The sequence below is a fragment of the Bradyrhizobium retamae genome, from assembly GCF_001440415.1.
GTDB classification, from domain to species: domain Bacteria; phylum Pseudomonadota; class Alphaproteobacteria; order Rhizobiales; family Xanthobacteraceae; genus Bradyrhizobium; species Bradyrhizobium retamae.
Genome location: NZ_LLYA01000177.1, coordinates 13,688 through 38,725, shown reverse-complemented (window position 1 = coordinate 38,725; position 25,038 = coordinate 13,688). Strand labels below are relative to the sequence as shown.

Here is a 25,038-nt window from a genome sequence, read left to right as displayed (position 1 = left end):
CTCGTAGCCTCCAGCAGGTCCGGCGTCAGCGCTGTGTTGACGCTTCTCTCACCGGTGTGATGCGATGGCAATGACAAGGGTCGAAGCTATGACCATCATTTCACTCGCTCTGCTCGCAATCCTGACCGCACCCCCGTATGTCGGCCCCTTGAAACAGCCCGTAGTTGAAGCGGACGACTGCAATCCAGGTCGGCCTACGACGGCTAGCAGGTCGCCCCATTAGGCGCCCAAGCTAGATCGTCCAGGGTGTGGTCAAGAGCGCTCGGCGGGAAATTCCAACCGCGATTAGGTTCAAAACGCGCCTCGGCAAATGGGTACCTGCCGGGCATTCACAACCGCGCAAAGGACGCTGGATCCAGGGAATTGAAATGACCGATCGAATTGCGCTCTTCATCGATGGCGCTAATCTGCACTATACGGCAAAAAATCTTGGCTTCGAGATTGATTACAAAAAGCTTCTTCATGAGTTCTCAAAATCAAACATCCTCGTCCGCGCGTACTTCTACACGACCTTCAGGGAAGGAGAATCCGACGCCGTTCGGCCACTAGCTGATTGGCTGAACTACAACGGCTTCGCGGTTAGGACGAAATCTATCAAAGAGTACGACGATCATGAGGGCCGCAGGCGGACGACGCGCCACATCAGAATCGATCTCGCGATCGATGCATTGGAGCTTTCGCGTTGTGTGGATCATATCTTCCTCTTTTCTGGCGATGGTGACTTTCGGCGACTAGTGGAAGGAGTTCAACGATTGGGCGCAAGGGTCACCGTCGTGTCGAGTGTTCGGACGACGCCGCCGATGGTGGCCGACGATCTGCGAAGGCAGGCCGATAGTTTCATCGACCTGCTCGCAATTAAGACTTCGATTGGCCGGCCACTGCAGTCGCGCAAACGCGAGTCTTGAATTCTGCGGAAAGCCCGCCGGCTGAGGGCAGGTCCGCAAGCTGCAGCCGGTGTCTGAACCGGGCGCTGCCTGCTTAAGTTCAGGTATCAAATCTCGCTAATGGCAGTTGGCTGGGCGCATGACTAACGTGTGATAATGCTTGAAACCGTAAGCTCCAGATAGCTTTTGCCGGTCCGGGGCGACGGAAATTTCAAATCGTAGCCATTGTGAGCCCCGGGGTTGCTCGATCAGCAGCGACCCTTTTGCTTTGTGCGATCGTAAATGACCTGCCGCCTTCGCAAATACAGATGGTTCGCCCAGCAACCGGATGCGTTACCAACCGCTGCAATCGCGGTCCGAACCGTACACGCCAAGCGCTCGAGGGACCTGCGCTTAGCGCCTCATCGTTCTTCCGGCTGGTCAGGATTCTCTTGGCTGCCGTATTTGGCAACGTGGACCTCTTGCTTGCACTCATCATCTGGTTGTGGGTTGCGTCTGCGCGTCGACACGCGTCACCAACAGGAGGCAGGCACTGGCAATCACGGTGCAATATCGGACAGACTGGTACATGCTCGATCCCCCAACGAAATGGCGAGACCCAGCCCATCAGCGGCATAGCCGGCCCTGATCTTCCCGGTCCTTGATCTTCTCAGGCGAGAGAAGGTCCTAAGCCACGCGCGGTAACACCGTTCCTAATTTCTTTGTCCGCTACCGCACCAACCGGACGCCCGATGAGGCAGCCGATCGAGGCCGTCTTTGCCCGACCCTCCTTCCATCTTCCATCCCTTCCAGGCGTGGCGAGAAATATGATCGCTCCCGAGGATCGGGACGGCTACGGCAGCGTTGCCGATCCAGCAGGCAAGTTGAGCAGGACGAATTATGTCCGCATCCGGAACGCAGCGCGACTACCTCCATCTCGATCTCGCCACGCGTGCATTTCGCGCGGGTATTGCGATCTCGCCGACCGCTATCCGAACCGCCCGTTTCGTGAAACCACCCGGTGCCCCCGATCCTATCAAAAACAAGATACCGATCCGCGAAAATCCGCTCGATGCCGTTCGCACGTTCAACCCGGTTGTGCAGACATGATTAAACGAATGTTGATCATGCTCGCGGCCTTGAGCATCGTTTTTGGCGCGGCGTTCGGCTTTCAAGCCTTCAAGCAGCGAATGATCGAAAAGGCTATTGCCGCTCTGCAAAATCCGCCGCAAACAGTATCGACTACCGTCGCGCGTCCGGAAGACTGGCGAAGCACGCTAAACGCCGTCGGCAGCGTCCGCGCAATCAACGGCACCGATGTCGGTCCTCAGGCTTCCGGGACTGTGTCAGCTTTGCACTTTCGGTCCGGGACCAACGTCAAGAAGGGTGACCTTCTCGTCGAACTTACAGCGGGCGCGGACATTGCCCGCCTCAATGCATTGAAAGCGACGGCGCGCCTGGCACGGCTGACGTATGAACGTCACTCCTCGCTGAGTGCCAATGCGGTCACGCAGCAGACGCTGGATTCGGATCTGGCGACGCTGAACAACGCCGAGGCCCAGGTTGCCGAACAGCAGGCCCTGCTCGACTACAAATCCGTCCGCGCGCCGTTCTCCGGGCGCCTTGGCATTCGCCGCGTAGATCTCGGACAATACATTGCGGCCGGCACGCCGATCGTGACGCTGCAGCAGCTCGATCCGATCCATGTGGATTTCCACCTTCCCCAACAATCGCTTGCAAACATCAGCGTGGGCCAGACCGTCGATGTCACGACCGACGCTTACCCGCACGCTTCCTTTGACGGAAAGATATCCTCGATCAACTCGGAGGTGGACACCGAAACACGCACCGTGCTGGTTCGCGCCACCGTCGGCAACGCCTCAGAACGGCTGCTGCCCGGCATGTTTGTCAACGTCACCATCGAAACGGAAGAACCCAAGCGCTACGTCACCTTGCCCAGGACTGCGATCTCCTACAACTCGTACGGAGACATCGTCTATCTGGTCGAGAAGCACGAGCAGGGAAAGGCAGGCGAGGTTGACGGCGTTGCCAGGCAGACCTTCGTCAAGACCGGACCCAGCCGCGGCAACGAGGTCGCCGTCCTCGACGGTGTCGAAAGCGGCGATACTATCGTCACGGCCGGACAAATGAAGCTTCGTAATGGCTCGCCGGTCAAGATCAACAACCAGGTGCAGCTTCCTGACGAACGGAACCCGAAACTGACCGAGGAATAGCCGGTCATGAAATTCACCGACCTCTTCGTCCGCAAGCCAGTTCTTGCGATCGTCATCAACCTGATGATCCTCGCGCTGGGTCTGCGCGCGATGGGCGTGTTGCCGATCCTGCAGTATCCAAGAACTGAGAACGCCGTCATCACGGTAACAACGACCTACTACGGCGCCGATCCCGACGTGGTGACCGGATTCATCACGACTCCCCTGGAGAACGCGATCGCGCAGGCGAATGGCATCGACTACATGAGTTCCAAGAGCACGACCGGCGTCAGTACCATCACGGTCACTCTCCGCCTGAACTACGACCCGAGCAAGGCGCTCACGGAGATCAATACCAAGGTCAGCTCGGTGCTCAACCAACTGCCGGAGCAATCGCAGCGGCCGGTCCTTACCGTCGAGATCGGGCAGACGATCGACGCCATGTATCTCGGCTTCGACAGCGAGGTACTGGAACGCAACCAGATCACCGACTACCTCACGCGGGTTGTCCAGCCCAGGCTTCAGGCCGTGCCCGGCGTACAAACCGCCGAGATTCTCGGCGGCCAGAATTTCGCTCTGCGCGCGTGGCTCGATCCGGCAAAGCTTTCCGCTTACGGCCTGACACCGGCAGACGTCAGAAATGCGCTGGCGCAGAACAATTTCATCTCGGGTCTCGGCACTACCAAAGGCGAGATGGTGCAGGTCAATCTTTCGGCGACCACCGGACTTCATTCACGCGAAGAATTCGCCAACCTGGTGTTGACGCATTCCGGCGGCGCTATCGTTCGCTTGAAGGACGTCGCGCATGTCGTTCTTGGTGCGGACAGTTATGACACGCAGGTTGCATTCGACGGCAAGCCGGCCGTGTACATCGGCATCAAGGTGGCGCCCAACGCCAATCTGTTGGAGGTCATTGCGGGCGTGCACAAGGCGTTTCCGGATATCGTCGCCCAGCTTCCCACCGGACTTCGCGGCCAGATCGTTTATGACTCAACCGACTTCGTCAACAGCGCGATTGATGACGTGCTCCGCACGCTGGTCGAGGCGCTGATTATCGTCAACTGTGTCGTATTCCTCTTTCTGGGCTCGCTTCGCTCGGTATTCATCGCCGCCGTCGCGATACCGCTCTCGCTGATCGGCACTTTCACGATGATGCTGGCGCTTGGCTACTCCATCAATCTGCTGACGCTTCTCGCGCTGGTCCTGGCGATCGGCCTCGTGGTCGACGACGCAATCATCGTCGTCGAGAACGTGAACAGGCACCTGGAACGTGGAGAGCGGCCGATGCAGGCGGCAGTTCTTGCCGCTCGCGAACTTGGCACGCCAATCATTGCCATGACAGTCGTGCTTATCTCGGTCTATGTTCCTATCGCCTTCCAGAGCGGCCTGACGGGCGCACTGTTCACGGAGTTCGCTTTCACGCTTGCGGGCGCAGTGACGATCTCCGCGGTCGTCGCGCTGACGCTATCCCCCATGATGGGCTCGAGGCTGTTGCGGTCCCCGGCGACGACTGCACGGCGTGGATTCCGGTTCACTGAATTGATCGACCGAGTTTTCGATTCCATTCGCGGCCGATACCGGCGGTTGCTTCATGGAAGTCTCAACTACTTGCCAGTTACCCTGACCTTTGCCGCCCTGGTATTGTCCAGCATCTATTTCCTTTACGCCGGCGCGAAGAGCGAGCTGGCGCCCCAGGAAGACCAGGGCGTGATCATCGCCTCCTCGACGCTGGCGCCGAATTCCACGCTGGCGCAGAAGCTCCTGTACGCCGAGCGGGTTCACAACATCTTCAAGGCGTTCCCGGAGACCGCACACGTCTTTCAAATCGATGCTCCCGGCAACACGATCGCCGGAATGGTGCTGAAGCCATGGGATGAGCGCGAAAGGACCAGCAACGAGTTGCAGCCGCTTGTGCAGGACAGACTCAATGATGTGGCCGGTGCGCGTATCGCTGCCTTTCAGCTCCCTCCCCTGCCCGGCAGCCGGGGGCTGCCCGTTCAGTTCGTGCTTACGACCACGGATTCATTCGATCGCTTGAACGAAATTTCCCGGGAATTCCTGCAGCGCGCGCGGCAGAGTGGCCTGTTCATCTTCCTCGACACGACGCTCAAGATCGATAACCCGCAGGCGGTCGTCGAGATCGACCGAGACAAGGCTGCGCAACTCGGATTGAGGATGGCTGACATCGGCAGCTCAATGGCCACCATGCTGAGCGGCGGCTACATCAACTACTTCTCGCTCGATCGCCGCTCCTACAAGGTCATACCGCAGGTCAAGCAGAGCCTCCGGCAGGATCCAGGCCAGGTGCTCGACTACAATGTAGTCAATACGAACGGGATTCCCGTCCCTCTTTCGGCGGTCGCGCGTATTGTCACGAAAACGGTCCCGGAGTCCCTGGACCATTTCCAGCAGCTCAACAGTGCGACGATCCAGGGTGTCGCAATGCCAAACGTCGCGCAAGCCGATGCCCTGCAGTACCTGACCAACCTCGCGAAGGAGACTTTGCCGCAGGGCTATGGTGTGGACTATAGCGGTCTCTCCCGGCAGTACATCCAGGAATCCAGTGGCTTCCTCCTGACCTTCTCGTTTGCCCTGCTGACCATCTATCTCTCGCTGGCGGCCCTGTTCGAGAGCTTCCGTGATCCTCTCACCATCCTCGTGTCGGTGCCGATGTCGATTGCGGGCGCACTGCTCTTCATCTTCATCGGACTCGGCGGCGCCTCGATCAATATCTACACGCAGGTTGGTCTGGTCACGTTGATGGGGCTTGTCAGCAAGCATGCGATCCTGATCGTCAAGTTCGCCAACGACCTGCGGCTTGCGGGCAGGTCCAAGCGCGAGGCAATTGAGGAGGCAGCCTCAGTCCGCTTGCGTCCGATCCTCATGACGACGGCGGCGATGGTTCTCGGGGTTGTGCCGCTCATTCTTGCCAGCGGTGCCGGAGCAGTCTCGCGCTTCAACATCGGTCTCGTCATCGGCAGCGGGCTGCTGATTGGAACCGCGTTTACGCTGTTCGTCGTTCCCGCAACCTACATGCTGCTTGCCGCAAGGCATGTTGACGCAACCGAAGACGGACGCTCGGCCGAGTTGACCGGCTGATCAACGGTGCCGGCGCGAGCCGCAGCCCCCCAGGTCGTTGGCAGGGCTGGGGCTGTCCGGGGAGCTTCACGGCGCCCCGTTCCGCGCTACGCCGGTTGATCCCACCATGGCGAGGCTAGGCCCAGCCAATGGCGGTTGTGATCCGCACTTCAAAATTCATGCCGCCGTTGGCCCGGAACGGTTGCCATTTGTTCGTGACTTCCCGTTCGAAAGTGGTTCGCGTCGCCTCGTCGACCTTCATTACCCCGCCGACCATCGGCGTCGAATTGATGTATTGCCATAGAAAGTCCCGCGGCTCAGGTACCGCGAGCCGGGCCGTGGCGGCATGCACTTCTACCCTGCCGAAGCCGGCCCCCTCAAACAGCTTGTGGATCTCAGCCTCGTCGTGGAGCGAAAAGACGGTGCGCTCGAACGCAGCCACTTCCGGACCGATTCGGCGACCGAGCGCGTCTCCCATGACGGAAAAGAGATCGGGCTCAGGTCCCGGTACAGTAACGAGCGCTCGTCCGCCGGGCACCAGAACACGATGCATTTCGGTAGTGGCTGCCCGTTTATTGGCCATGAACTGCAGTCCCATTTGGCATAGCACGACATCAAATGAGCGGTCCGGCAGTGGCATCGCTTCGGCACTTGCCTCGTACCAATGGATCGAATTGCCGGACGGGACCTGCTTGCGAGCCCTGGTCAGCATTCCCGGACTAATGTCGAGGCCGGCAACGGTCCCGGTTGGCCCGACAGCGTTGGCCGCTGCGCGGGCGACAACTCCGGTGCCGCAGGCAACGTCGAGGACACGCTCCCCCGGCTTGAGTTGAGCGGCCGCTAGGAGACCCTTCGACGCCGGTACACCGATCGTGGGTACGAAGTACCGCTCGTAATTGTCCGGCATGGATTCCATCGCCTGATGTAAGCTTCTCTCATTCATCGCTTGCCTCCTTTCGGTTGGAACAGCTCAACCGTAGAAGTGAAACGAGGCCCGTGCATCGCCCAAATTCTCTGACGATCTCGCGCATCGCCGAGTCGAGACCCTCCCGGAGTGTCCAGCCTCAACACCAGGAGCTTCGCACCGCGTTGATGGGCTTCTTTAACTCCATTGCTGAAGTACTCAGATGTGGCTGGCCCGATCGCTCCTGTTATGTCCAACAGAAATGCTGTGCCTTCGGCTTTGCCAGTTTGCGCGAGTCCTCCGGCCGGTGCGAATGCGAGCAGTGTCGCAACAGTAACTCCGCACAGGATCGGGGCCATTCCGGTTCGCTCGAGGCACATGTGGCTCGCCCGGCAAGATGTCCATTGAGACCATTAACTAACGCCCGAAGGCAACAAATGGTCCTCGGAACTAGCCTGCAATCGGCTAACGGGCGGAATCTGCGCCCAGCAAATCGCTTGTCGCTTCGTCGGCTGGCACGCGCGCGCTTATACCGTACGAAATCGGACAGGGATTTTCTCTGGTGCTCGCGGCCAGCCCAGCAACGGGCGCAACCGCGTGCTCGCAGTCGAGTTCATCTCACTGCTTGCGCCGAGTTCACGGGGGCGTTCATCGAGCGCAGTCCGCCTGCTGCCGGCAATGTCAATTGATGCCAGCGAGATAGAGCAGGACCACTGCTTGGGCGGACAACGCCATCTCACCGTCGGCAACGCTCACACCTCCCGGAATCAGCAGCACAAGCAAGTAGAAAACGATTGCCAGCCCGAGGCTCATGATGGGACCGGCAATCGCCATCAAGAACTCGCCCTTGGCGCTTGTCGGCTCGTCCTCCATCTCGGCCACGCCGCCAAAGACAAAAAGGGTGATGCCGCGGATTGGCATGTCGTATTGACGTGCCACAACCGCATGCGCAAGCTCATGAAGCACGATCGAGACGGCTAGCCCGAGCAGCCCGGCAACACCCATCGCCCAATAGAAGGCGGGCTCAAGGCCAGGGGACGCCTGGGGGAAGTATCCGACCGACAATGTCCAAACTAGGCCCAGCCAGCAGTAGCCAACTGGCATCAATTCCGACGCGAAAGCCAAACAATCTGAACAGGGTGAGGCTGCGATCGAACATGACGTTCTCCGGCCTGCGTAGTCCCCTGAAAACGTCGTTCGGTGCGATTTGTTCGATCGGTGGGCTTGCCGATCGTCAATGAAAGGCGCGCTCAAGCGAGCCAATCGGACCGCCAGCTCTCTCATTGCTCAGGCCTGCGCATCCATAATTTGGGCTCACCCGTACGGTAGCGGACCATAGTCAATCGCGAACGTCCACGCATAAGAAGGAAAGTCGGCAAGCCATAACGGCCAACACAGTATCCCTCGTGGACGACAGATAGAGGTCGGCTCATCACAAGTGATCGAGATCGTCGTCTTCCCTCTTTGGTAATGTCTGTAGACACTGAGCGCGCAAGCATCACCGATCAGATTTTCACTTGATAGTCGGTCTGAAGGCGTACGCATCGCCAGTCAATCGAACCCAGCGACGACATAGCTCTAAGTCCGGTTGAAGATTCAGTTCCCGGATAAACTCGCCCTGCTCGGTCGCTGCGAATGCAGGGAGCGGACAATAGGGCCTTGCTCTGTCTGCATTGCCGAAGGCCTGAGGAACGAGCACGACGCACCGCAGTTCCTCAACGACAAGGAATTGAGGAGATCTACATGAAAGTGGGCTTATACACGCTGGCATTCGCCCTTGCGGTAACACTGGGAAGCACCTCGTTTGCCGCGGCCCTTCCCGGCTCATCCCGGCTGCAAACTCCCAATCCTGGACTCTTTCAGACGCAATTCGAAAGAGACCGCGACTGGCGCGACAGCGGTGATCGATGGGACCGAAGGCACATGCGTCGCCATTGGGACTCACGAGGCGAGTGGCGCCGTGGCCATCACTACCGGCATGCACCTCCAGGATGGCGCCGTTACAGCACCCGCCCGTGGAACTGGCGGGGGCGCGGCTGCATCGTGATCGGACCAGCATGGTTCTGCCCATAGGCAGGAAAGCGCCAGTGTGCAGGTAAGGCAGCGCCTTGCGGGCACTCGCAGTTATGACCTAGGGGCAGTCATGAACTGCGCGATCGCGAGTAGCGCAAAAAACAGCGGCGATTGCGAGTCCGAACCACGCCGGCCGCTAAGAATGTGCAGCACCATTCCGCTGCGAGAAAGCGCCGGACTCGTGCGCCCTTCGGCCCGGCGACCCACCTGCGAAGACGGACTGCGCAGTTTGCGTTCCACCGATCTCGTGACTGCCTTCCGACGCTTCAGCCGGCTATCGCGAAGTTCGGCGCGAAACCGTACCAAATCCACGCGTCTCGCGCGCCACCTCGCCGCAACCATCTCCTGCACCACAGCGCATTGAGGCAAGATGCTTGCGGCCGCAACACCTCCTGGAGGCAGCGACACGAGCAACGGAGAGCAGGATGAACAATATCGTAACGAAAATTGCCCTCGGAGTGCTCCTGGTTCTGCCGCTCCCCGACGCCGCAAAGGCAAACGAACCGTTCAAGCTCAGTAACGCTCAGAACATCTCCTGCAGCCGTGACCTCAAGCGGGGCAGGCTCAGAATCGCGAAGTGCAACTCGTACGCCTATCTCTTCAACACCAAGACATCGGAATACTTCCGGTGCGACGTCTCGCTTGCCGTAGTCCGCGACGCGAAGGAAGTAATCACGGTGCAGATCGACGGCGACTGCGTGCGCAAGCCGCGAATTTTCGATACCGATTCCAGCTATGACCTCGGCTTCGCCGAGACCGCGCCGCCAAGCACCAACGCATTCTTCGGGCATGGCGGCTTTTCGGTTTGGGCTGCAGACACGACACGTCAGAAAGTGCGCGGCTGCATCACGATCGTCACAGGCCTGGGTGACGCCGTCTCAAGATGCGTTGATATGACATTCAAGTAGTGGGCCGTGATGCGCGTAGCAGTCACAATTCGACGTTGCGTAACGGTGGCCATCTACAGGCAACCGCAATTACGCGGCCGCACCCGACTTTTGCGGCCCAGCTCAAGATGTACTTGTGACGTTTTAAGACATCGCCTTCCCCTAGCATGCCCCTGCGAGCTCGTTCATCGTGCGACTACACGGCATGAATAACTTGTAACGGAACGTCGGCTTGAGCTCATGCGTTGGACTTGAGTTCCTTTTACTCCGGCGCCTCGACATGAACCTATCGCGCCGCACGTTCCTGCAAGCCGCGTCCGGCCTGATGGTCACGCCTTCGGTTGCCAGCCAGCATCGAGCTGTCCAGCGGAGCGGTGCGAATTATCAGCGATGGCGTCATGGTCTCTCCTTGGTCGGCGAACTGAAGTATCCGCCGGATTTTGCGCATTTCGACTACGTCAACCCGCAAGCGCCCAAGATCGGCGCGGTGCGCCGCGGCGCGCTCGGAACGTTCGACAATTTCAACGTGGCCGTGGACGGCATGAAGGGCGTGCTCGCTGTCGGAATCGACCTCATTCACGAGACGCTGCTTACGCTGGCGCTCGACGAAGTGTCATCAGAATACGGCCTGCTTGCCGAGGCCGTCAGTCATCCGGCGGATTTCAGCTCGGTGACGTACCGGCTGCGCGCGGAGGCCAAATGGCATGACGGCGCACCAGTCACGCCCGAGGACGTCGTCTTTTCCTTCCGCGCATTCAAGAAGCACAACCCACGACTATCGACCTATTATCGCCATGTCATCAGTGCCGAGATCACCGGTCCGCGCGAAGTTAAGTTTTCTTTCGATGCGGCGGGCAATCGCGAGCTGCCTCAGATCGTCGGTCAACTCACGGTGTTGCCAAAACACTGGTGGCAGGCGACGGATGCGTCCGGGAAGAAGCGCGAGATCGCCGACACCACGCTGGAGCCTCCGCTCGGATCAGGTCCATACCGGATCAAGAGCTTCGAGGCTGGCCGTACCATCGTATACGAGCGCGTGGAGACCTATTGGGGGAGAGACCTCAATGTCCGGGTCGGACAGAGCAACTTTCACCAATTGCGCTTCGATTACTATCGTGACTCAGCCGTGCAATTCGAAGCCTTCAAGGCCGATGCTTTTGACTGGCGCAACGAGAATGTCGCCAGGAACTGGGCCACGGCATACGACTTCCCCGCAGTCACGCAAAAGCGTGTGGTGCTCGAGGAGTTTCCGATTCGGAACGTCGGAGTCATGCAGGCCTTCGCGTTCAACATCCGACGCGGAAAATTTTTCGACCCTCGATTGCGCCGCGCGTTCAATTTCGCTTTCGATTTCGAAAGCGTCAACAGGAGCATCTTCTACGGGCAATACACGCGCATCGCGAGTTATTTTCAGGGCACCGACCTTGCCTCATCCGGGCTGCCGGAAGGCCGAGAACTCGAGATCCTCTCTCCATTGCGCGAGCAGGTCCCCGAGGAGGTCTTCAGCACGCCTTATTGGAATCCAGTCGGCGGTAGCCCGGCGGCTAATCGCAAGAACCTGCTTGAGGCAATGAAGCTGCTTGAAGCGTCCGGGTTTGCGGTGCGCAATCTGAGGCTTATCGACCTCAAGACCGGCGAGCAGCTCAAGGTTGAATTTCTGCTTTCAGACCCGACTTACGAACGGTTTGTTCTGTTCTATCAGGATTCGCTCGCACGACTGGGGATCGACGCCTCGGTAAGATCGATCGATTCCGTTCAATATGAGGGGCGATTGCGCAACTTCGACTTCGATATCGTGGTTGCCAGTTGGGCACAGAGCCTAACGCCGGGCAATGAGCTCCGCGATTATTTTGGATCGCGCGCGGCGGCGACGCCAGGTTCCCGCAATCTCATCGGCATCGCCGACGAGGCGGTCGATCAGCTCATCGGCCGTATCGTTTACGCCGCCAATCGCACTGAACAGATTGCTGCGACCCACGCGCTAGACCGCGTCCTGCTCTGGCATCATTATGTTGTACCGCAGTGGAGCCTCAACAAGATTCGCACGGCGCGATGGAACCGGTTTGCCAGACCGGACGTGATGCCCACCTACGGAATGTCAGCTTTCCCTGACATCTGGTGGTGGGACGCGCAGCTCGCGGCCGGAATGGATGGCTCCGCCTGACCGCCACCCGTCGGCTCGACGACACCGTTGGTGCAATCGGCTTTGTCTTCTTTCACTCATATGATCGAGGGAGAGCGCGGCTTTGAGTTGCGAGTCGTGAGGTCTTGCCGATGAGGTTTGCCTCGATCGGGATCGAATCGACGGATTTGGATTTCGGGTCCGGCCTTCAGCCGCACGCCTGTAAACGCTGTCTTCCATTCATCAGGAGCGCGCGACTGTCGGGATAACCTCGCGGCCGAGTACCCCGAAGGAAAAGTAGAGTTTTATCAGCGCGTCTGCGTCCATGCTGGGAACGGGTATCACTGCGGTTTCCGGTACCAAAACCAGGCCACCCCAAGCGGGAAGAGGCGAAGTTGGCAGATAGACCAACAACCGTCGGTCGCCCCCAACATCGAAAACATCGTCGGCCGCGAGCAAGGCAGGAACGTCCGCCCCTTGATCTCCTCCGAGGCGGCACATCACAACTGGCAGGCCGGCCAAGTCCGCTTTGCTCCCGACAAAAAGACGAACGACTTGGGAAACCGGGCGATAGATAGATCGAAATAGAGGCACCGTCGCCAGCACGTCGTCTAGCGTCCGATCGAGTGCGCGTCGTGCCTTAACTCGCACGACAAAGCCAAGGAGCCAAAGGCTCGTTAGAACGATGCAAACACCGATGAGAAAGGCGATTAGCCCACGTTTCTGCCCAATGATCGCCGCGCCGCCACTCGTCAGAAGATCGCCAATCCACGTACCCGGGCCGATGATCGCTCCAACTGTGCCGATGACCCAAGCGATGATCAGGACGGTCAGCATAAACGGCAGCAGAATGAACATGCCGGTCAGCAGATTTCCAATGATACCTATTCGCCAAAACTTCCTTAAGATCGAGCGCATTGTCGAGACCTCCAGCTCGAACCGGGACCAGGACGCCGTTATTTCAGCAGATGAACTGCGCCGGTCATGAGGGCTGCGCGCTGTTGGCGCAACCAATCTAATGAACCACGAGCCGACCGCTTCGATCCGCAAATTCTAACAATAACTGCAAGGCAGTTACCTCAGTGCGGTGGCGCACTGAGTTTTGACGTGGTGTGACGTTGACGGTCCTCCATAGCGAGTTGTTTGAATGGTGAGATCGAACACGTCGCTGCATCCTGGCCTCTCTGAAGGAGCGCCTAATCACCGATCACCTTAGTGATAGGGAACCTCTAGTCCCCCAAACTGCGGCGCGTTCGGTTTCTCGGAATCCGGTACCGGAGCTTCGCAAATGTCATGGCTCAGTTTCGTTACTGGTACGCTACCGGACCAATCGCCCCCTTTCCGGGAAGCCGCCTAATCCAAACCCCGGAGCCGGGGAACGAACGCGGGGATTCTGGCTTCTCCCAATATATAGGTTCCTTGGGCCTTTGGACTAGACTCGATGCGATGGTGATGTGCTGTGGCCGGCGTGTCCGCATCGGGCCAATCGAGCCGGCTTCCAAGTTCGCGCAGACGGCGGAACACATGAACGTTGACCCGAGAGAAAAGCCAACTCCCTGGCGATTGACGCCAATCGGATCCACAGCTCGATTGGAAACGTGATGCAAGACTGGATCTCGTCGGCGGTCACCGCCATAAACCCGATGCCCGTCTGGATCATCGTCGTAGCGACACTTCTGGTCGCCGTAGTTGCCGGGCTTCTGTTTCATCATTTGCTATTTCTCACCATTGATAAGTGGCTCCGTAATACCGAGAATTATATCTGGCTGCTGGTCTTGGAGAAACTACGGGCTCCATCCGCCTTTGCCGCTGTCATTTTTTTCACGACATTGCTGCTGCAATTGACCCCCATTGGCAGCGCGCTGGCTGCTCTTCTTGCTCGTGTCCTGCAAATTGCTCTAATTGCGCTACTCACATGGATGGCGATCGTCATCACCGAAATCTTCGGTTCGGTTTATCTTCGCCGTCTACAGGTCGACGTGGAGGACAACCTCCTTGCGCGCAAGCACGCCACGCAAGTTCGAATACTGAAACGTGCCGCAGTCACCGTGATTGCCGTGATTGGAACCGGATTCCTGCTGATGAGTTTCGACGCGGTTCGGCAATATGGAGTCAGCCTGTTCGCATCCGCAGGCGTGGCAGGACTTGCGGTAGGCCTTGCTGCGCGCCCGCTGCTGTCAAATCTGATCGCCGGCGTTCAGATAGCCATGACACAGCCGATCCGAATTCGCGATGTCATCATCGTGGAGGGAGAGTACGGCACCGTTGAGGAGATCACCTCAACGTACGTCGTAGTGCAACTATGGGACTGGCGCAGATTGGTGCTGCCTCTAAGTTACTTCATCGAAAAGCCGTTCCAAAACTGGACCAGGGAGACCTCGTCCATCATCGGCGCTGTCACATTCAACGTCGACTATTCGACGGACGTCGCGGCGATACGCTCGAAGCTGAACGAGATAGTCGCCGCGAATCCGAGGTGGGACCGCCGCATTGTGAACCTACAGGTTACGGACGCTACAGCGGATACCATCCAGTTGCGGGCACTCGTCAGTGCTGCAACATCAGCCGCCGCGTGGGACCTCAGATGTGAGGTCCGGGAAGACCTGATCGAGTTCGTCAAGACCAAGATGCCGGAATGCCTGCCGCGTCGCCGTCAGCAGCTAGTCGATCGCGAGGCCGCCCCTACTTTGCCGCCCGCCGACAACGTTGAGGCTCGGCAGCCAGAGAAGGCCGGACTGGTAGGGGGTCGCTCGCGCTCGCAAGTCGCCGGGGAGCGAATACCGAGATCGGCGTCTAAGGGGAAGTCCCAACACGGTGTCTCGCCTCCAAGATCGACAAGATGAGGATCACCCCTGCTCGAATGCGGGCCGGCTGCCGTTGCGCGATCAGTCTGCAGCCTGGATCGTGACGGGCTTGCCTGACGAGCTGTCAAAATACTGGAAGAACTCCGAGTTCGGCGTCAGCAGCAAGCGCGTGTCGTCGGAAGCAAGTCCTTGCTTGTATGCCTGCATGCTGCGGTAAAACGCAAAAAAGTCTGGATCGCGACCGTAGGCCGAAGCGAAGATGGCGTTGCGCGCAGCGTCCCCCTCACCGCGAATCTTCTCGGATCTGGAATTCGCTTTCGCGACGATAATCGTGGCCTCCCGCTCGGCGTGAGCGCGAATCTCTTGGGCACGCTGGTTGCCGAGCGCACGGATGCCCGCTGCCTCGCGCTGCCGCTCGGTCTGCATACGCTTGTAGACGGCTTGGCTGTTCTGTTCAGGCAGGTCAGCCCGCCGGATGCGCAGGTCCACAACCGAGATGCCCATGTCCGCCGCCGCGCGATCGACCTGCTCGCGCATCCGGCCCATCAGCTGAGGACGCTCGTCGCGCACGACGGTGATGAAGCTCGCCTCGCCGAGCACACGGCGCAGCGATGAAACCATCAACGTCGACAGTCGTGAATTCGCCCCTTCGATCGAATCGACGGTTTGAAGGAATCTCAGGGGATCAATAATGCGGTAGCGCGCGAAGGCGTCGACGATCAGGCGCTTCTGATCGGACGCGATCACCTCCTGGACCGGTGCTTCGAGATCAAGAATCCGCTTGTCGATGTAAACGACGCGATCGATCAGCGGCCACTTCACCTTGAGCCCCGACTCCGTTACCACGTGCACCGGCTCACCGAACCGTATCACGAGCGCCTGTTGGGTTGGTTGCACGCTGAATAACCCGCCGGCCAAAAGGACGATGCCGACAACAGCCGCGGCGGCGCTGGCACCAATAAAGGCGACTCTCATTGCGCATCTCCTTTCGCCTTGTCCTTCCCTGCGTCGGACGGCCGCGGCTGGCGCTTGAGCTCGTTGAGCGGCAGATACGGGACCACGCCCGAGCCGCTCGCGTCGGCATCGATGATGATCTTGTCGGTGTCTTGGAACAGATGCTCCATCGTCTCGATATGCAACCGGCGCCGTGTGACCTCTGGAGCCTTTGCGTACTCGCCAAGCACCTTCGTGAAGCGCGCGGCTTGCCCCCTCGCCTCAACCACCATCTGCTCCCGATAGGCCTCGGCGGCCTGCACGATCTGTGCGGCCTTGCCGCGCGCCTCGGGAATGACACGGTTGGCGAAGGTCTGCGCCTGGTTTTCTGCCCGCTCTGCATCGGCGCGAGCGGCCTGGACATCGCGGAAGGCATCGATGACCTGCTGCGGCGGATCGACTCTCTGCAACTGGACTTGGGTCACCAGGATGCCAGCGCCGTAGTGGTCCAGAGTCGCCCGCATCAACTCGTGCACCTCGGTCTCTACGGTCTGCCGTCCTTCTGTCAGGATCGGTTGCAGCATCGAGCGGCCAATCACCTCCCGCATCGCGCTTTCGGCCACCGCTGTGACAGCGCCTTCCGGATTGCGAACGTTGAACAGGTAATCCGTCGTGCTACCCGGCCTAGGACTGACGCGCCAGAAGACGGAAAAATCCACGTCGGCGATGTTCTCGTCGCCGGTGAGCATGAGCCCCTCCTCCGGAACATTCTGCGCCACGTCGATGCGGCGCGTGTCGCCGGCAAGCCGCATGCCGACATCGATCCGATTGATACGCGTAACCTTGGGCGTCAGCGCCTGCTCAATCGGGTACGGCAAGTGATAGTTCAATCCGGGCTGAACTTCGCGCTGGATCTCTCCGAACCGGAGGACGACGCCACGCTCGTCGGGTTGGACGCGAAAGAAACCGGAGAAGCCCCACAGCAAGACGGCGACGAGCGCCAACATGCCAATGCCCTTTCTCCCGAAACCGCCACCGGGAAACCAGGTCATCAGCTTGTCCTGCGCGCGTCGGATCTGCTCCTCGAGATCCCGCCCGTGCGGGTCCCTTGGCGGGGGCCGACTGCCCCACGGTCCCCCGGACATGTTCGTGGGCATGCTTCCTCCAACGTCGGATCTTCGGCCGCCAGCGGCACCGTCACCTAACTTCTGAATGCGGTGAGGAAGGTGAGCCTGCAAAGCTTGACGGTGCCATTTAACGCCACACGTGGGACGCAGTCGTTCTCATGGCCACAGCCTTCGATCGAAGCACACTTGGCGGACTATCTCACTGAGGCCGCTGTTCTCAGGTCCGAACGCGCGTGCATTGAAGCGGTTCTGCCTTCCTCGACCTCTCGTACGAGAAGTTGGTGCGCTGATGTACCAAGCGCCATTTCAACAGCGTACACCAGCAGCGACCGCGCAGAACCGAACTTGTCAACTCGCAAAACTGGCTCGCCGGCTCCGGGTTGATATCAACCGGCACCTCGCGCCAAGCGCTTTTGTCCTACGCAATCCATCGAGCGACTCCTGTGCGCTGGAGAGCCCACAACTGCTTCTGCGAACACCACTATCGAATCGATGGCACGAAGTTTGTATCTAGGCAGCCAGCTTCACGATCTCTTCGCAAGCTTGAGGAGCTCCGACGCGCACGCCTCGGCAACTTCAGCATTCGGCTTTATGCCACCAGGCATTGTTGCCCAGCCGTTCTTCTCGACATAGTCGCCACGTTCCCAAGAGCCTTCCTTCTGCAATGCGGCAATATGTGTCGTCTGTTCAGTTTGCGACGCGCTCTTGAATTGGGCGACGCATATCGGCGTCAGCGCAGAAATGACTGCCCTTTCTGCCTTGCGATCCGCGGTTTGTTGGGCGGTCCCGGTTGTGACCACCCAGCCCGCGCTGAATGCGACGATCGCAATAAGAACCGCACCCGCTGCTGCGCCCCAGAGCGGGCTTGATCTGTTCGGGGATGTGCAAGCTCATCGTCACCTCCCATGTCATAAAAGCCCAACTACAATATTGGCGTAACGGTGCCATTCGCGATCCAGGATGAGCATCGATTTGTACATTTCTGCACCAACTTTCCGAACACCGGCGCCGCCAAGCCCCTTTTCCCGCGTTGAAGGGAAATAGTTCGCACAGGAGCAAGAGGAGGGGCAGACATACAGGGAGGATTCGGGCATGCTGCATTATGCTACACTTGCCGGTGTGGTCGCCGCGGGTCTCGCGGTCACTCCTGCATACGCACAATCGCAGGATACGATCCTGCTCGGTGCCGCCGTGTCGCTGACCGGCAAGTACACCACGAACGGTGAACACACTCAGCGCGGCTACGACCTCGCTGTGAAGAAGATCAACGAGGCCGGCGGCGTAAAGGTCGGCGACAAGAGCTACAAGCTCCAAATCAAATATTATGACGACGAGTCGACTCCCGCGCGTGGCGCCGAGCTCGCCGAGCGCCTGATACATCAGGACGGTGTCAAGTTCATGCTTGGTCCCTACTCCTCCGGAATGACCAAGGCGATCGCGCCGGTGACCGAAGAGCACAAGGTGCCCATGGTGGAAGCCAACGGCGCCTCGCGCTCGCTGTTCACCAATGGCTGGAAGTATATCTTCGCCACGCTCTCGACGTCGGAGCAATATCTCGCCAGCGCCGTCGCGTTGGTTGCAGAGAAGGCGAAAGATCTCGGCAAGGAAGCGCGTGAGGTGAAGGTGGCGCTGGCCTTCGAAAATGACCCCTTCAGTCAGGATGTGCGCGCCGGCGTGCTCGAGGACATGAAGAAGTTCGGCATGGAGGTGGTTATCGACGATCAGCTGCCGCGCGAGCTCAACGACATGACGGCCACGTTGACCAAGGCAAAGGCGCTCAAGCCGGACATGCTGATCGTCTCCGGGCACTCCAAGGGCGCGGCTACGGCGATCCGCCAAATCAGTGAGTTGAAGGTCAAGGTGCCGGTGCTCGCCCTGACCCACTGCGACGCAGCCGACGTCATAGGCCAGTTCGGCGAGGCGGCGGAGTACACGCTCTGCGCCACCCAGTGGGCTCCAACCTTGGCATACTCCGACGATCTGTTCGGCTCGGCGGCGGATTTCGCCAAGCTGTTCGAGGAGACCTACGGCTAAGCGCCGCCCTACCAGGCCGCGGAGTCGGCTGCAGCGATCCAAGTCTACGCGGACGCATTTGAGCGCGCCGGTTCGCCGGATCCGAAGGCAGTGCGTGACGCACTCGCCGCCACGGACATGAAGACGTTCTACGGGCCGATCAAGTTTGACGACACCGGTAAGAACATCGCCAAGCCGATGGCGCTGTACCAGGTCCTCGACGGCAAGTACAAGGTCGTCGCACCCTCCGGCTTCGCCGAGACCAAGGCGGTGATCCCCCGCCCGTCCATGTGACGGGCGCTGAAGGGTAACGCCGCTCTTGGCGGCTGTTACACCCTTGTCTGGAACATCTCCCATCCTCCCGGGCGGGAGGATGGGCCGCTGGACGCAACAGCTTCACGCTCGCGCGCGACCTCAAGTGGGGTGCGCGCAACAGGAGGCAGACAGCATGATCGACAACCCCAACGGGGCGGTCCCTAAGTCGTGATGGACAATATTACGATCCTGCTTGAGGCCCCGGTCATCACGCTGGATCTTGTGCTCAACGGGCTGCTGATCGGCGCCCTCTTCGCGCTCGCGGCGTATGGCATGGCGCTCGTGTGGGGGGTGATGAACATCATCAACATCGCCCAAGGCGAGTTCGTCATGCTGGGCGGCTATGTGGCGATCGTCATGGGAATCGCCGGCATTCATCCCCTCTTCGCCGTGCCGGTCGCCGCCGCGCTTCTGTATGCCATCGGCTGGGCGCTCTTTCACCTGGTGATCTTCCGGGTCGTCGACCGGGACATCTTCATCTCCATCCTCGCGACATTCGGCATCTCGATCGTACTCCAACAGCTCATGAACACCCTGTTCGGCGGTAATGTGCAGGCCGCCGACGCCGATCTCGGTACGGCGCTCTTTATGGGCGGCATGGTAACGCTCGCCAAGATCAAACTCCTCGCCTTCGCGCTTGCCGTGGTGCTCGCGGTGGCGCTGGTCGTCTTCCTCAGGCGCTCGCGTCTCGGTCAGGCAATCCGGGCGACGGCACAGAACACGCGCGCCGCGCGAGTTCTTGGCATCGACACCTACAGGGTCCACGCCGCGACCTTCGGCCTCAATGCCGCCTTGTGCGGTGCCTGCGGCGCGCTGGTCGCCATGGCTTACACGATCCACCCGTATATTGGTCTGCCCTACACCATTCGTTCGTTCATGATCGTGGTGGTGGCGGGACTCGGCAATCTCGCTGGCGTCATCGCGGCGGGGCTCGGACTCGGGGCAGCGGAGAACATCGCCGGCTTCGTGCTCGGTACGCAGTACCAGCTCGCCTTCGTGTTCCTGCTCCTCGTGGTGGTGCTGGTTTGGCGCAATTGGCGGCTGGCGAGAAGGAGGCAGTATCTGAAGTGAGCGTCGCGGCGTACAGACCCGCCGGCTATCTGGCCATCGTCGCCATAGGCATTGTCGCGCCCTTTCTGTTCCCTGCCTACCAGTCCCAGATGGCAGAGCTGTGGCTGTTCATTGTTTTCGCGCTGACTTGGGACCTGGTGGGCGGGCAGATGGGCTACAACTCCTTCGGCAATGTGGTGTTCCTCGGCGTTGGCATGTATGCCTGCGTGGTCGCCCAGGTTGGCCTGTTTTATCCCGTGTCCGCCTACAACGCCGCGCGCGGCGGCGGGGCGACCGTCTTCACCTTCGATATGACGCAATATCTCGAAGGGCTGGCCATCGGCCTGCCGGTGGGCGCTCTCCTTGCCACCCTAACTGCCCTCGCCCTGGGATCGATCGTGCTTGGGATGCGCGGGCACTACTTTGCCATCTGCACGCTGGGTCTCGGCATCGCTGCCGGCGAAATCGCCAATGGCTGGGAGTGGATCGGCGCCGGTTCGGGCATGGTGCCGCCCAATGCGCCTGACGCGGTGGGCGACCTCTCCCGCTTCTATTATTATTTCGCGCTGGCGCTTGCCGTCGTCACATTCCTCGTCCTGCGCTGGCTCTATATGACGCGCTTTGGACTTGCCATCAACGCCATCCGCGACAATGAGGACAAGGCAGAGGCGATGGGACTCAAGACCACGCAGATCAAGGTGACGGCGTGGATGATCTCGGCGTTCTTCCTCGGCATCGCCGGCGGGCTCCTCGGCAATCTGAAGCGCTTCATCGACCCCATCGACACGGCTTTCGCAGGCCCGACATATGGTGTGTGGATGGTGCTCATGGCCATTCTCGGTGGCAAGGGCACGCTGTGGGGGCCGGTGATCGGTGCCGTCGTATTCCAGGTGCTCAAGGAGGCCAGCTGGACCTATCTCCTGGGCTGGCAGCGCGTCGTGCTTGGCCTGGTGATCGTTGTCATCGTGGTATTCTTCCCGCAAGGCATCATGGGCTTCGTGCGCGAGCGCTTTCCGGACTGGTTCGGGCATCGCGTGGAAGGCGGCACGATCGCAGGCCCGGCGCGCAAGGAAACGTTGCGATGACTGCGATGCTCGAGGTCAAGAATGTCTCGAAGTCCTTCGGCGCCGTGCGGGCCAACGAGTCGATCAGCCTTGAGGTGCACGAGGGCCGCATCGTCGGCCTCATCGGGCCGAACGGATCGGGCAAGACGACGCTGTTCTCATCGATCGTCGGTGCCCATCCGGTCGACGAGGGCTCGATCCGCTTTCAGGGCCGCGAGATTTCCCGCCTGCGCGTCGCCGACATCGCGCGGCTCGGGCTCATCCGTACCTTCCAGCAGACGCGTATCTATGGCGGTATGACCTGCGTTGAGAACATGCTGATCTCCGCCTCCCAACGCGGCAGTAGCCTCCTCGACCTGTTTCACATCAGAAGCGCTGCGCGGGGTCGTCAGGCGGAGGATCTCCTCGCATTCGTCGGGCTTCATGCCAAGCGCCATCTGAGGGCCGACTCACTCTCCTTCGGCCAGCAGAAGCTCCTCGAATTTGCTATGGCGCTCATGAACGAGCCGAAGATGCTTATGCTGGACGAGCCAACCGCCGGCATCAACCCGATACTGATTGACGGCCTGATCGACCGGCTCAAGCAAGCCAACGCGGTGTTTGGTGTCACGCTGTTCGTCATCGAGCACAACATGCGCGTCATCATGAGCCTTGCCGAGCACATTTACTGCCTGGCTCATGGCGAGCTGCTGGCCGAAGGGCCGCCAGAGGAGATCAGGAACGACCGGCGCGTCATCGACGCCTATCTGGGAGCGCACTGAATGGGAGCGAGCAACAAGACCGAGCATAGGAAAGCGGCGGAGATGGCCGCGTTCCCCGGCGACAGCGGATCGGTCGGCACCGCGATGTCGGTCACCGACGTGGCACGCCAGGCAGAGCAGTTCGCCGCCGAGGCGCCGCCCGTAGAGACACTCGACGCACTCGCCGGTGACAACACCCTTCTGACCATCGACCGCTTGCGCGCCGGCTACGGGCCGATGGAGATTCTGCACGACTTTTCGCTGCGCGTGGGGCGCGCCCAGTCTCTGTGCCTCATCGGGCCGAACGGTGCCGGCAAGTCGACCGTGCTCCACACCGTCTTTGGCTTCACCAGCATCTATGCTGGAGCGGTGCGCCTCGCCGGGCACGACGTGACCCGGCTCAAGCCCAGCGACAAGCTCAGACGAGCCGGCATTGCCTATGTACTGCAGGACAACTCTGTCTTCGCCGACATGACAGTGGAAGAGAATCTATGGATGGGCGGCTATCTCATGAACACGCCCAGAGAGGCTAAGGCCGCTGCCGAACGCATATTCGCCAAGTATCCCCGACTGGCCGAGCGGCGTCATATGCCGGCTCGTGTTCTATCTGGCGGCGAGCGTAGGCTGCTCGAGATCTCGCGAGCCCTGGTCATGGATCCGGAGTTGCTCCTGATCGACGAGCCGTCTATCGGGCTTGAGCCGCGCTTTATCGACATGGTCTTCGAGATTCTGGACGAACTCCAGCACCGCGACGGCAAGACCATCCTGATGGTCGAGCAGAACGCCAAGAAAGGGCTGGAATTCGCCGATATCGGCTATGTCCTCGTATCCGGGCAGCTCGCCCGTGCCGGCAAGGGCGCGGAGCTCGTCGCCGATCCCGATGTCGGGCGCCTGTTCCTGGGCGGATGATATGCGCTTTCACATCGGTCTTCGTTTCGCGATTCGCCGACCCGCGCGATCGTAACCTGTTCGCCTCGCCTGATAGCGGCGATCTCACTTCGACGAACGGCTTGAGCGAAGTGGCCGCTGCATCGACATGATCGTGGCGCGGGTCGCCGATCTGCTCCTCCTTCAAGTTGGGCCCCGCTTCATCACCTGGTAACGGTTGCTATGTATTCTGCGATGTTGTGCCCCATGCTACGAAGATCGAAGCACTGGATCAAAGCAGCATCCAATCACCTAGCAACGCGGCCGAGCAAGGTCCCGTGGAGCGAGTGGCAGCGTAGAGGATCGAAGGAAATCGTAGAATATCGCAGCTTTGGTAGCGGGGGAGCGACTCGAACCACCGACCGGAGCAATTTTCGTTCTCTTAGCCAAGCCGCGCTGACACTTGATCAGAGTCAGCTAATGGAAAGAACAATGCTATGTCCGAGGATAACGCAGCAAAGCCTACGAAAACCGTTAGATGCAGGCTGTTTCGAGGGCGATTCAACAAGGGCTGGACCGTAACCACCGGTGCAGTTATATGATCGGGACCATTTGCGAAGCCATTTGCAAAAGTTTCGACAAGAAACGATGTAATATCAATGGTTTATGGGGAATGGTGTAACGGTAGCACAACAGACTCTGACTCTGTTTGTCTAGGTTCGAATCCTAGTTCCCCAGCCAGCCGCGCTCTCATCACCCGGTAGCCACCACAGGCAACTCCGCAATCATGCGAATGCCGGGCCGTTTCCGCCAATGAATTTGTGACGGCTCAACCGCCAGCTTCAGCCGCGGCCAGCGCGTGAACAGCGCCTGCAGTGCGCAAGTTCCTTCGATCCGCGCGAGCTGATGGCCGAGGCAGAAATGAATTCCAGTCCCGAACGCCAGATGCCGGTTCGGCCTCCGCTCGAGATCGAGGCGTTCGGGGCACTCGTTGGCTTGGGGGTCGAGATTGGCCGCGACGATCATCGCCATCACCCGATCACCCTTCTTCAATTTCACGCCCTCGAGATCGACGTCATGGCGCACATAGCGCGGCTTTGAAAATTGCACCGGCGAGACGAAGCGCAAGAATTCTTCCACCGCCAGGCCAGCGCGGCTCCAGTCCGCCATTAGCCAATCGCGCCGCGCGGGGTCTTTCAGCAACTCGAACACCGATCCGCTGACCAGATGGGTAGTGGTCTCGGAGCCCGCCCCCAGCAAAAGAAACACCATCGAGACCATTTCGTCCGGCGTGATGCGCCCGCCTTCCTTCTCGACCCGCACAAGCTCGGCAATCAATCCTTCGCCGCCCTGTTCGCGGGTCAGCCGCAAGCGTTCCTTCAGGTAGCGCCGCATCTTGATGAGGCCGCCGATCAGCCACAGAAAGCCGAGTGCATTGGTGAGATGCGCCATCGAATTGGCCCAAGCCATAAACTTCGGCCGGTCCGCCGGCGGCAGGCCCAGCAGCTCGCAAATCACCGCAAGCGGCAGCATCCGCGCATAACGCTGCACCAGATCGGCAGGGTTGCCATCGGCGAACAATTCATCGGCGAGGCGATCGGCGATGGCGCGAATGTGCGGCTCCATGTCGAGCACCGCGCGCCGGCGAAACGCCTCATCGACGATATTGCGCAGCCGGGTGTGGTCCGGCTCGTCCATCGTCAGCATGTTGTTGGCCAACGTCCCGATCAGTCTCGGCATCCACCACGGCACGCCGCCGAGCGCCCCCCCCTCCTTGCGCAGCGTGAACACCGTGCTGTCCTTCAGCACACGCGCGGCCGCCTCAAAGGTCGTGGTGACCCAGACCCGGCCGATGATCGGAAACCTCGTCGCGACGGCAGAACCGATCGAGCGCAGTTGCGCGACGCCGGCCTGCGGATCACGAAAAAACGCTTCGCTGGTGAAATCGAAATCTACATGCTGTGCCATCGCGCCGTTCCACACTG

General features: G+C 60.0%; 17 protein-coding genes, 1 tRNA gene and 1 pseudogene. 12 read left to right on the top strand and 7 right to left on the bottom strand.

Going from position 1 to position 25,038, the window contains the following annotated elements; translation table 11 throughout:
* The first annotated feature begins 368 nt into the window (after nt 1-368).
* From CQ13_RS28525 to CQ13_RS28510, 3 genes are all read left to right on the top strand, one after another.
* Nucleotides 369-905 carry a LabA-like NYN domain-containing protein gene (locus tag CQ13_RS28525; RefSeq protein WP_057846147.1) on the top strand — a complete coding sequence of 179 codons (537 nt, stop codon included), beginning with the start codon at nt 369-371 and terminating at the stop codon, nt 903-905.
* 710 nt (nt 906-1,615) lie between these two features.
* Nucleotides 1,616-3,097 carry an efflux RND transporter periplasmic adaptor subunit gene (locus CQ13_RS28515; protein ID WP_347337064.1) on the top strand — a complete coding sequence of 494 codons (1,482 nt, stop codon included), beginning with the start codon at nt 1,616-1,618 and terminating at the stop codon, nt 3,095-3,097.
* Between the two features lie 6 nt (nt 3,098-3,103).
* Nucleotides 3,104-6,175 (top strand): efflux RND transporter permease subunit, encoded by a 3,072-nt coding sequence (locus CQ13_RS28510; RefSeq protein ID WP_057846144.1) that lies wholly within the window; start codon nt 3,104-3,106, stop codon nt 6,173-6,175.
* 115 nt (nt 6,176-6,290) lie between these two features.
* Here CQ13_RS28510 and CQ13_RS28505 read toward each other — a convergent pair whose 3' ends face one another.
* Both CQ13_RS28505 and CQ13_RS28500 read right to left on the bottom strand, forming a co-directional pair.
* Entirely contained in the window at nt 6,291-7,097 is an 807-nt protein-coding gene (locus tag CQ13_RS28505) for a class I SAM-dependent methyltransferase (protein WP_057846143.1), read from the bottom strand.
* A gap of 642 nt (nt 7,098-7,739) precedes the next feature.
* Nucleotides 7,740-8,162 (bottom strand): site-2 protease family protein, encoded by a 423-nt coding sequence (locus tag CQ13_RS28500; RefSeq protein WP_197427470.1) that lies wholly within the window; start codon nt 8,160-8,162, stop codon nt 7,740-7,742.
* Nucleotides 8,163-9,556: 1,394 nt separating this feature from the next.
* Here CQ13_RS28500 and CQ13_RS28495 point away from each other — a divergent pair.
* Nucleotides 9,557-10,039: a hypothetical protein gene (locus CQ13_RS28495; protein WP_057846141.1), complete on the top strand. Its 483-nt coding sequence runs from the start codon at nt 9,557-9,559 to the stop codon at nt 10,037-10,039.
* Nucleotides 10,040-10,298: 259 nt separating this feature from the next.
* Nucleotides 10,299-12,182, top strand: coding sequence for an extracellular solute-binding protein (locus CQ13_RS28490; protein ID WP_057846140.1), 1,884 nt, complete (start codon nt 10,299-10,301; stop codon nt 12,180-12,182).
* Between the two features lie 201 nt (nt 12,183-12,383).
* Here the strand turns inward: CQ13_RS28490 and CQ13_RS28485 are convergent, their stop codons facing one another.
* On the bottom strand, nt 12,384-13,058 hold the full coding sequence (locus CQ13_RS28485) for a DUF502 domain-containing protein (RefSeq protein ID WP_082637694.1): 675 nt from the start codon (nt 13,056-13,058) through the stop codon (nt 12,384-12,386).
* A gap of 683 nt (nt 13,059-13,741) precedes the next feature.
* Between CQ13_RS28485 and CQ13_RS28480 the strand changes: the two genes are divergently transcribed.
* The gene (locus CQ13_RS28480; RefSeq protein WP_063800173.1) at nt 13,742-14,983 is read left to right on the top strand and encodes a mechanosensitive ion channel family protein; all 1,242 of its coding nucleotides are present in this window, start codon (nt 13,742-13,744) and stop codon (nt 14,981-14,983) included.
* A gap of 42 nt (nt 14,984-15,025) precedes the next feature.
* On the opposite strand, the gene hflC is transcribed toward CQ13_RS28480, so the two are convergent.
* The 3 genes from hflC to CQ13_RS28465 all read right to left on the bottom strand — a co-directional run bounded on the left by hflC (nt 15,026) and on the right by CQ13_RS28465 (nt 17,804).
* Complete coding sequence (gene hflC, locus CQ13_RS28475) at nt 15,026-15,919, bottom strand: protease modulator HflC (protein WP_057846138.1); 894 nt, start codon at nt 15,917-15,919, stop codon at nt 15,026-15,028.
* Entirely contained in the window at nt 15,916-17,034 is a 1,119-nt protein-coding gene (hflK, locus tag CQ13_RS28470) for an FtsH protease activity modulator HflK (protein ID WP_057846137.1), read from the bottom strand. The genes hflC and hflK overlap by 4 nt, the downstream gene beginning before the upstream one ends.
* A 494-nt stretch (nt 17,035-17,528) precedes the next feature.
* Entirely contained in the window at nt 17,529-17,804 is a 276-nt protein-coding gene (locus CQ13_RS28465) for a hypothetical protein (protein ID WP_057846136.1), read from the bottom strand.
* A gap of 292 nt (nt 17,805-18,096) precedes the next feature.
* Between CQ13_RS28465 and CQ13_RS28460 the strand changes: the two are divergent.
* From CQ13_RS28460 to CQ13_RS28435, 6 genes and pseudogenes are all read left to right on the top strand, one after another.
* Nucleotides 18,097-19,311: pseudogene (locus CQ13_RS28460) on the top strand (amino acid ABC transporter substrate-binding protein).
* Nucleotides 19,312-19,503: 192 nt separating this feature from the next.
* Entirely contained in the window at nt 19,504-20,403 is a 900-nt protein-coding gene (locus tag CQ13_RS28455) for a branched-chain amino acid ABC transporter permease (protein ID WP_057846135.1), read from the top strand.
* Nucleotides 20,400-21,467, top strand: a complete 1,068-nt coding sequence (locus CQ13_RS28450; protein ID WP_245309387.1) for a branched-chain amino acid ABC transporter permease — start codon at nt 20,400-20,402, stop codon at nt 21,465-21,467. Before CQ13_RS28455 ends, CQ13_RS28450 begins: the two co-directional genes overlap by 4 nt.
* Nucleotides 21,464-22,207, top strand: coding sequence for an ABC transporter ATP-binding protein (locus CQ13_RS28445; RefSeq protein ID WP_057846134.1), 744 nt, complete (start codon nt 21,464-21,466; stop codon nt 22,205-22,207). Before CQ13_RS28450 ends, CQ13_RS28445 begins: the two co-directional genes overlap by 4 nt.
* 42 nt (nt 22,208-22,249) lie before the next feature.
* Nucleotides 22,250-23,095, top strand: coding sequence for an ABC transporter ATP-binding protein (locus tag CQ13_RS28440; protein WP_245309385.1), 846 nt, complete (start codon nt 22,250-22,252; stop codon nt 23,093-23,095).
* 625 nt (nt 23,096-23,720) lie between these two features.
* Nucleotides 23,721-23,794, top strand: a tRNA-Gln gene (locus tag CQ13_RS28435).
* A gap of 12 nt (nt 23,795-23,806) precedes the next feature.
* Here CQ13_RS28435 and CQ13_RS28430 read toward each other — a convergent pair.
* A complete protein-coding gene (locus tag CQ13_RS28430; protein WP_057846159.1) occupies nt 23,807-25,021 on the bottom strand; it encodes a cytochrome P450 in 1,215 nt (404 codons plus the stop codon).
* Nucleotides 25,022-25,038: the final 17 nt, after the last annotated feature.

Bases quoted from the DNA above. Each gene is read 5' to 3' on its own strand.
- CQ13_RS28445 (WP_057846134.1), top strand. From the start codon at position 21,464: ATGACTGCGATGCTCGAGGTCAAGAATGTCTCGAAGTCCTTCGGCGCC.
- CQ13_RS28440 (WP_245309385.1), top strand. From the start codon at position 22,250: ATGGCCGCGTTCCCCGGCGACAGCGGATCGGTCGGCACCGCGATGTCG.
- CQ13_RS28455 (WP_057846135.1), top strand. From the start codon at position 19,504: ATGGACAATATTACGATCCTGCTTGAGGCCCCGGTCATCACGCTGGAT.
- CQ13_RS28430 (WP_057846159.1), bottom strand. From the start codon at position 25,021: ATGGCACAGCATGTAGATTTCGATTTCACCAGCGAAGCGTTTTTTCGT.
- CQ13_RS28480 (WP_063800173.1), top strand. From the start codon at position 13,742: ATGCAAGACTGGATCTCGTCGGCGGTCACCGCCATAAACCCGATGCCC.
- hflK (WP_057846137.1), bottom strand. From the start codon at position 17,034: ATGCCCACGAACATGTCCGGGGGACCGTGGGGCAGTCGGCCCCCGCCA.
- CQ13_RS28485 (WP_082637694.1), bottom strand. From the start codon at position 13,058: ATGCGCTCGATCTTAAGGAAGTTTTGGCGAATAGGTATCATTGGAAAT.
- CQ13_RS28505 (WP_057846143.1), bottom strand. From the start codon at position 7,097: ATGAATGAGAGAAGCTTACATCAGGCGATGGAATCCATGCCGGACAAT.
- CQ13_RS28500 (WP_197427470.1), bottom strand. From the start codon at position 8,162: ATGCCAGTTGGCTACTGCTGGCTGGGCCTAGTTTGGACATTGTCGGTC.
- CQ13_RS28515 (WP_347337064.1), top strand. From the start codon at position 1,616: ATGAGGCAGCCGATCGAGGCCGTCTTTGCCCGACCCTCCTTCCATCTT.
- CQ13_RS28495 (WP_057846141.1), top strand. From the start codon at position 9,557: ATGAACAATATCGTAACGAAAATTGCCCTCGGAGTGCTCCTGGTTCTG.
- hflC (WP_057846138.1), bottom strand. From the start codon at position 15,919: ATGAGAGTCGCCTTTATTGGTGCCAGCGCCGCCGCGGCTGTTGTCGGC.
- CQ13_RS28510 (WP_057846144.1), top strand. From the start codon at position 3,104: ATGAAATTCACCGACCTCTTCGTCCGCAAGCCAGTTCTTGCGATCGTC.
- CQ13_RS28525 (WP_057846147.1), top strand. From the start codon at position 369: ATGACCGATCGAATTGCGCTCTTCATCGATGGCGCTAATCTGCACTAT.
- CQ13_RS28490 (WP_057846140.1), top strand. From the start codon at position 10,299: ATGAACCTATCGCGCCGCACGTTCCTGCAAGCCGCGTCCGGCCTGATG.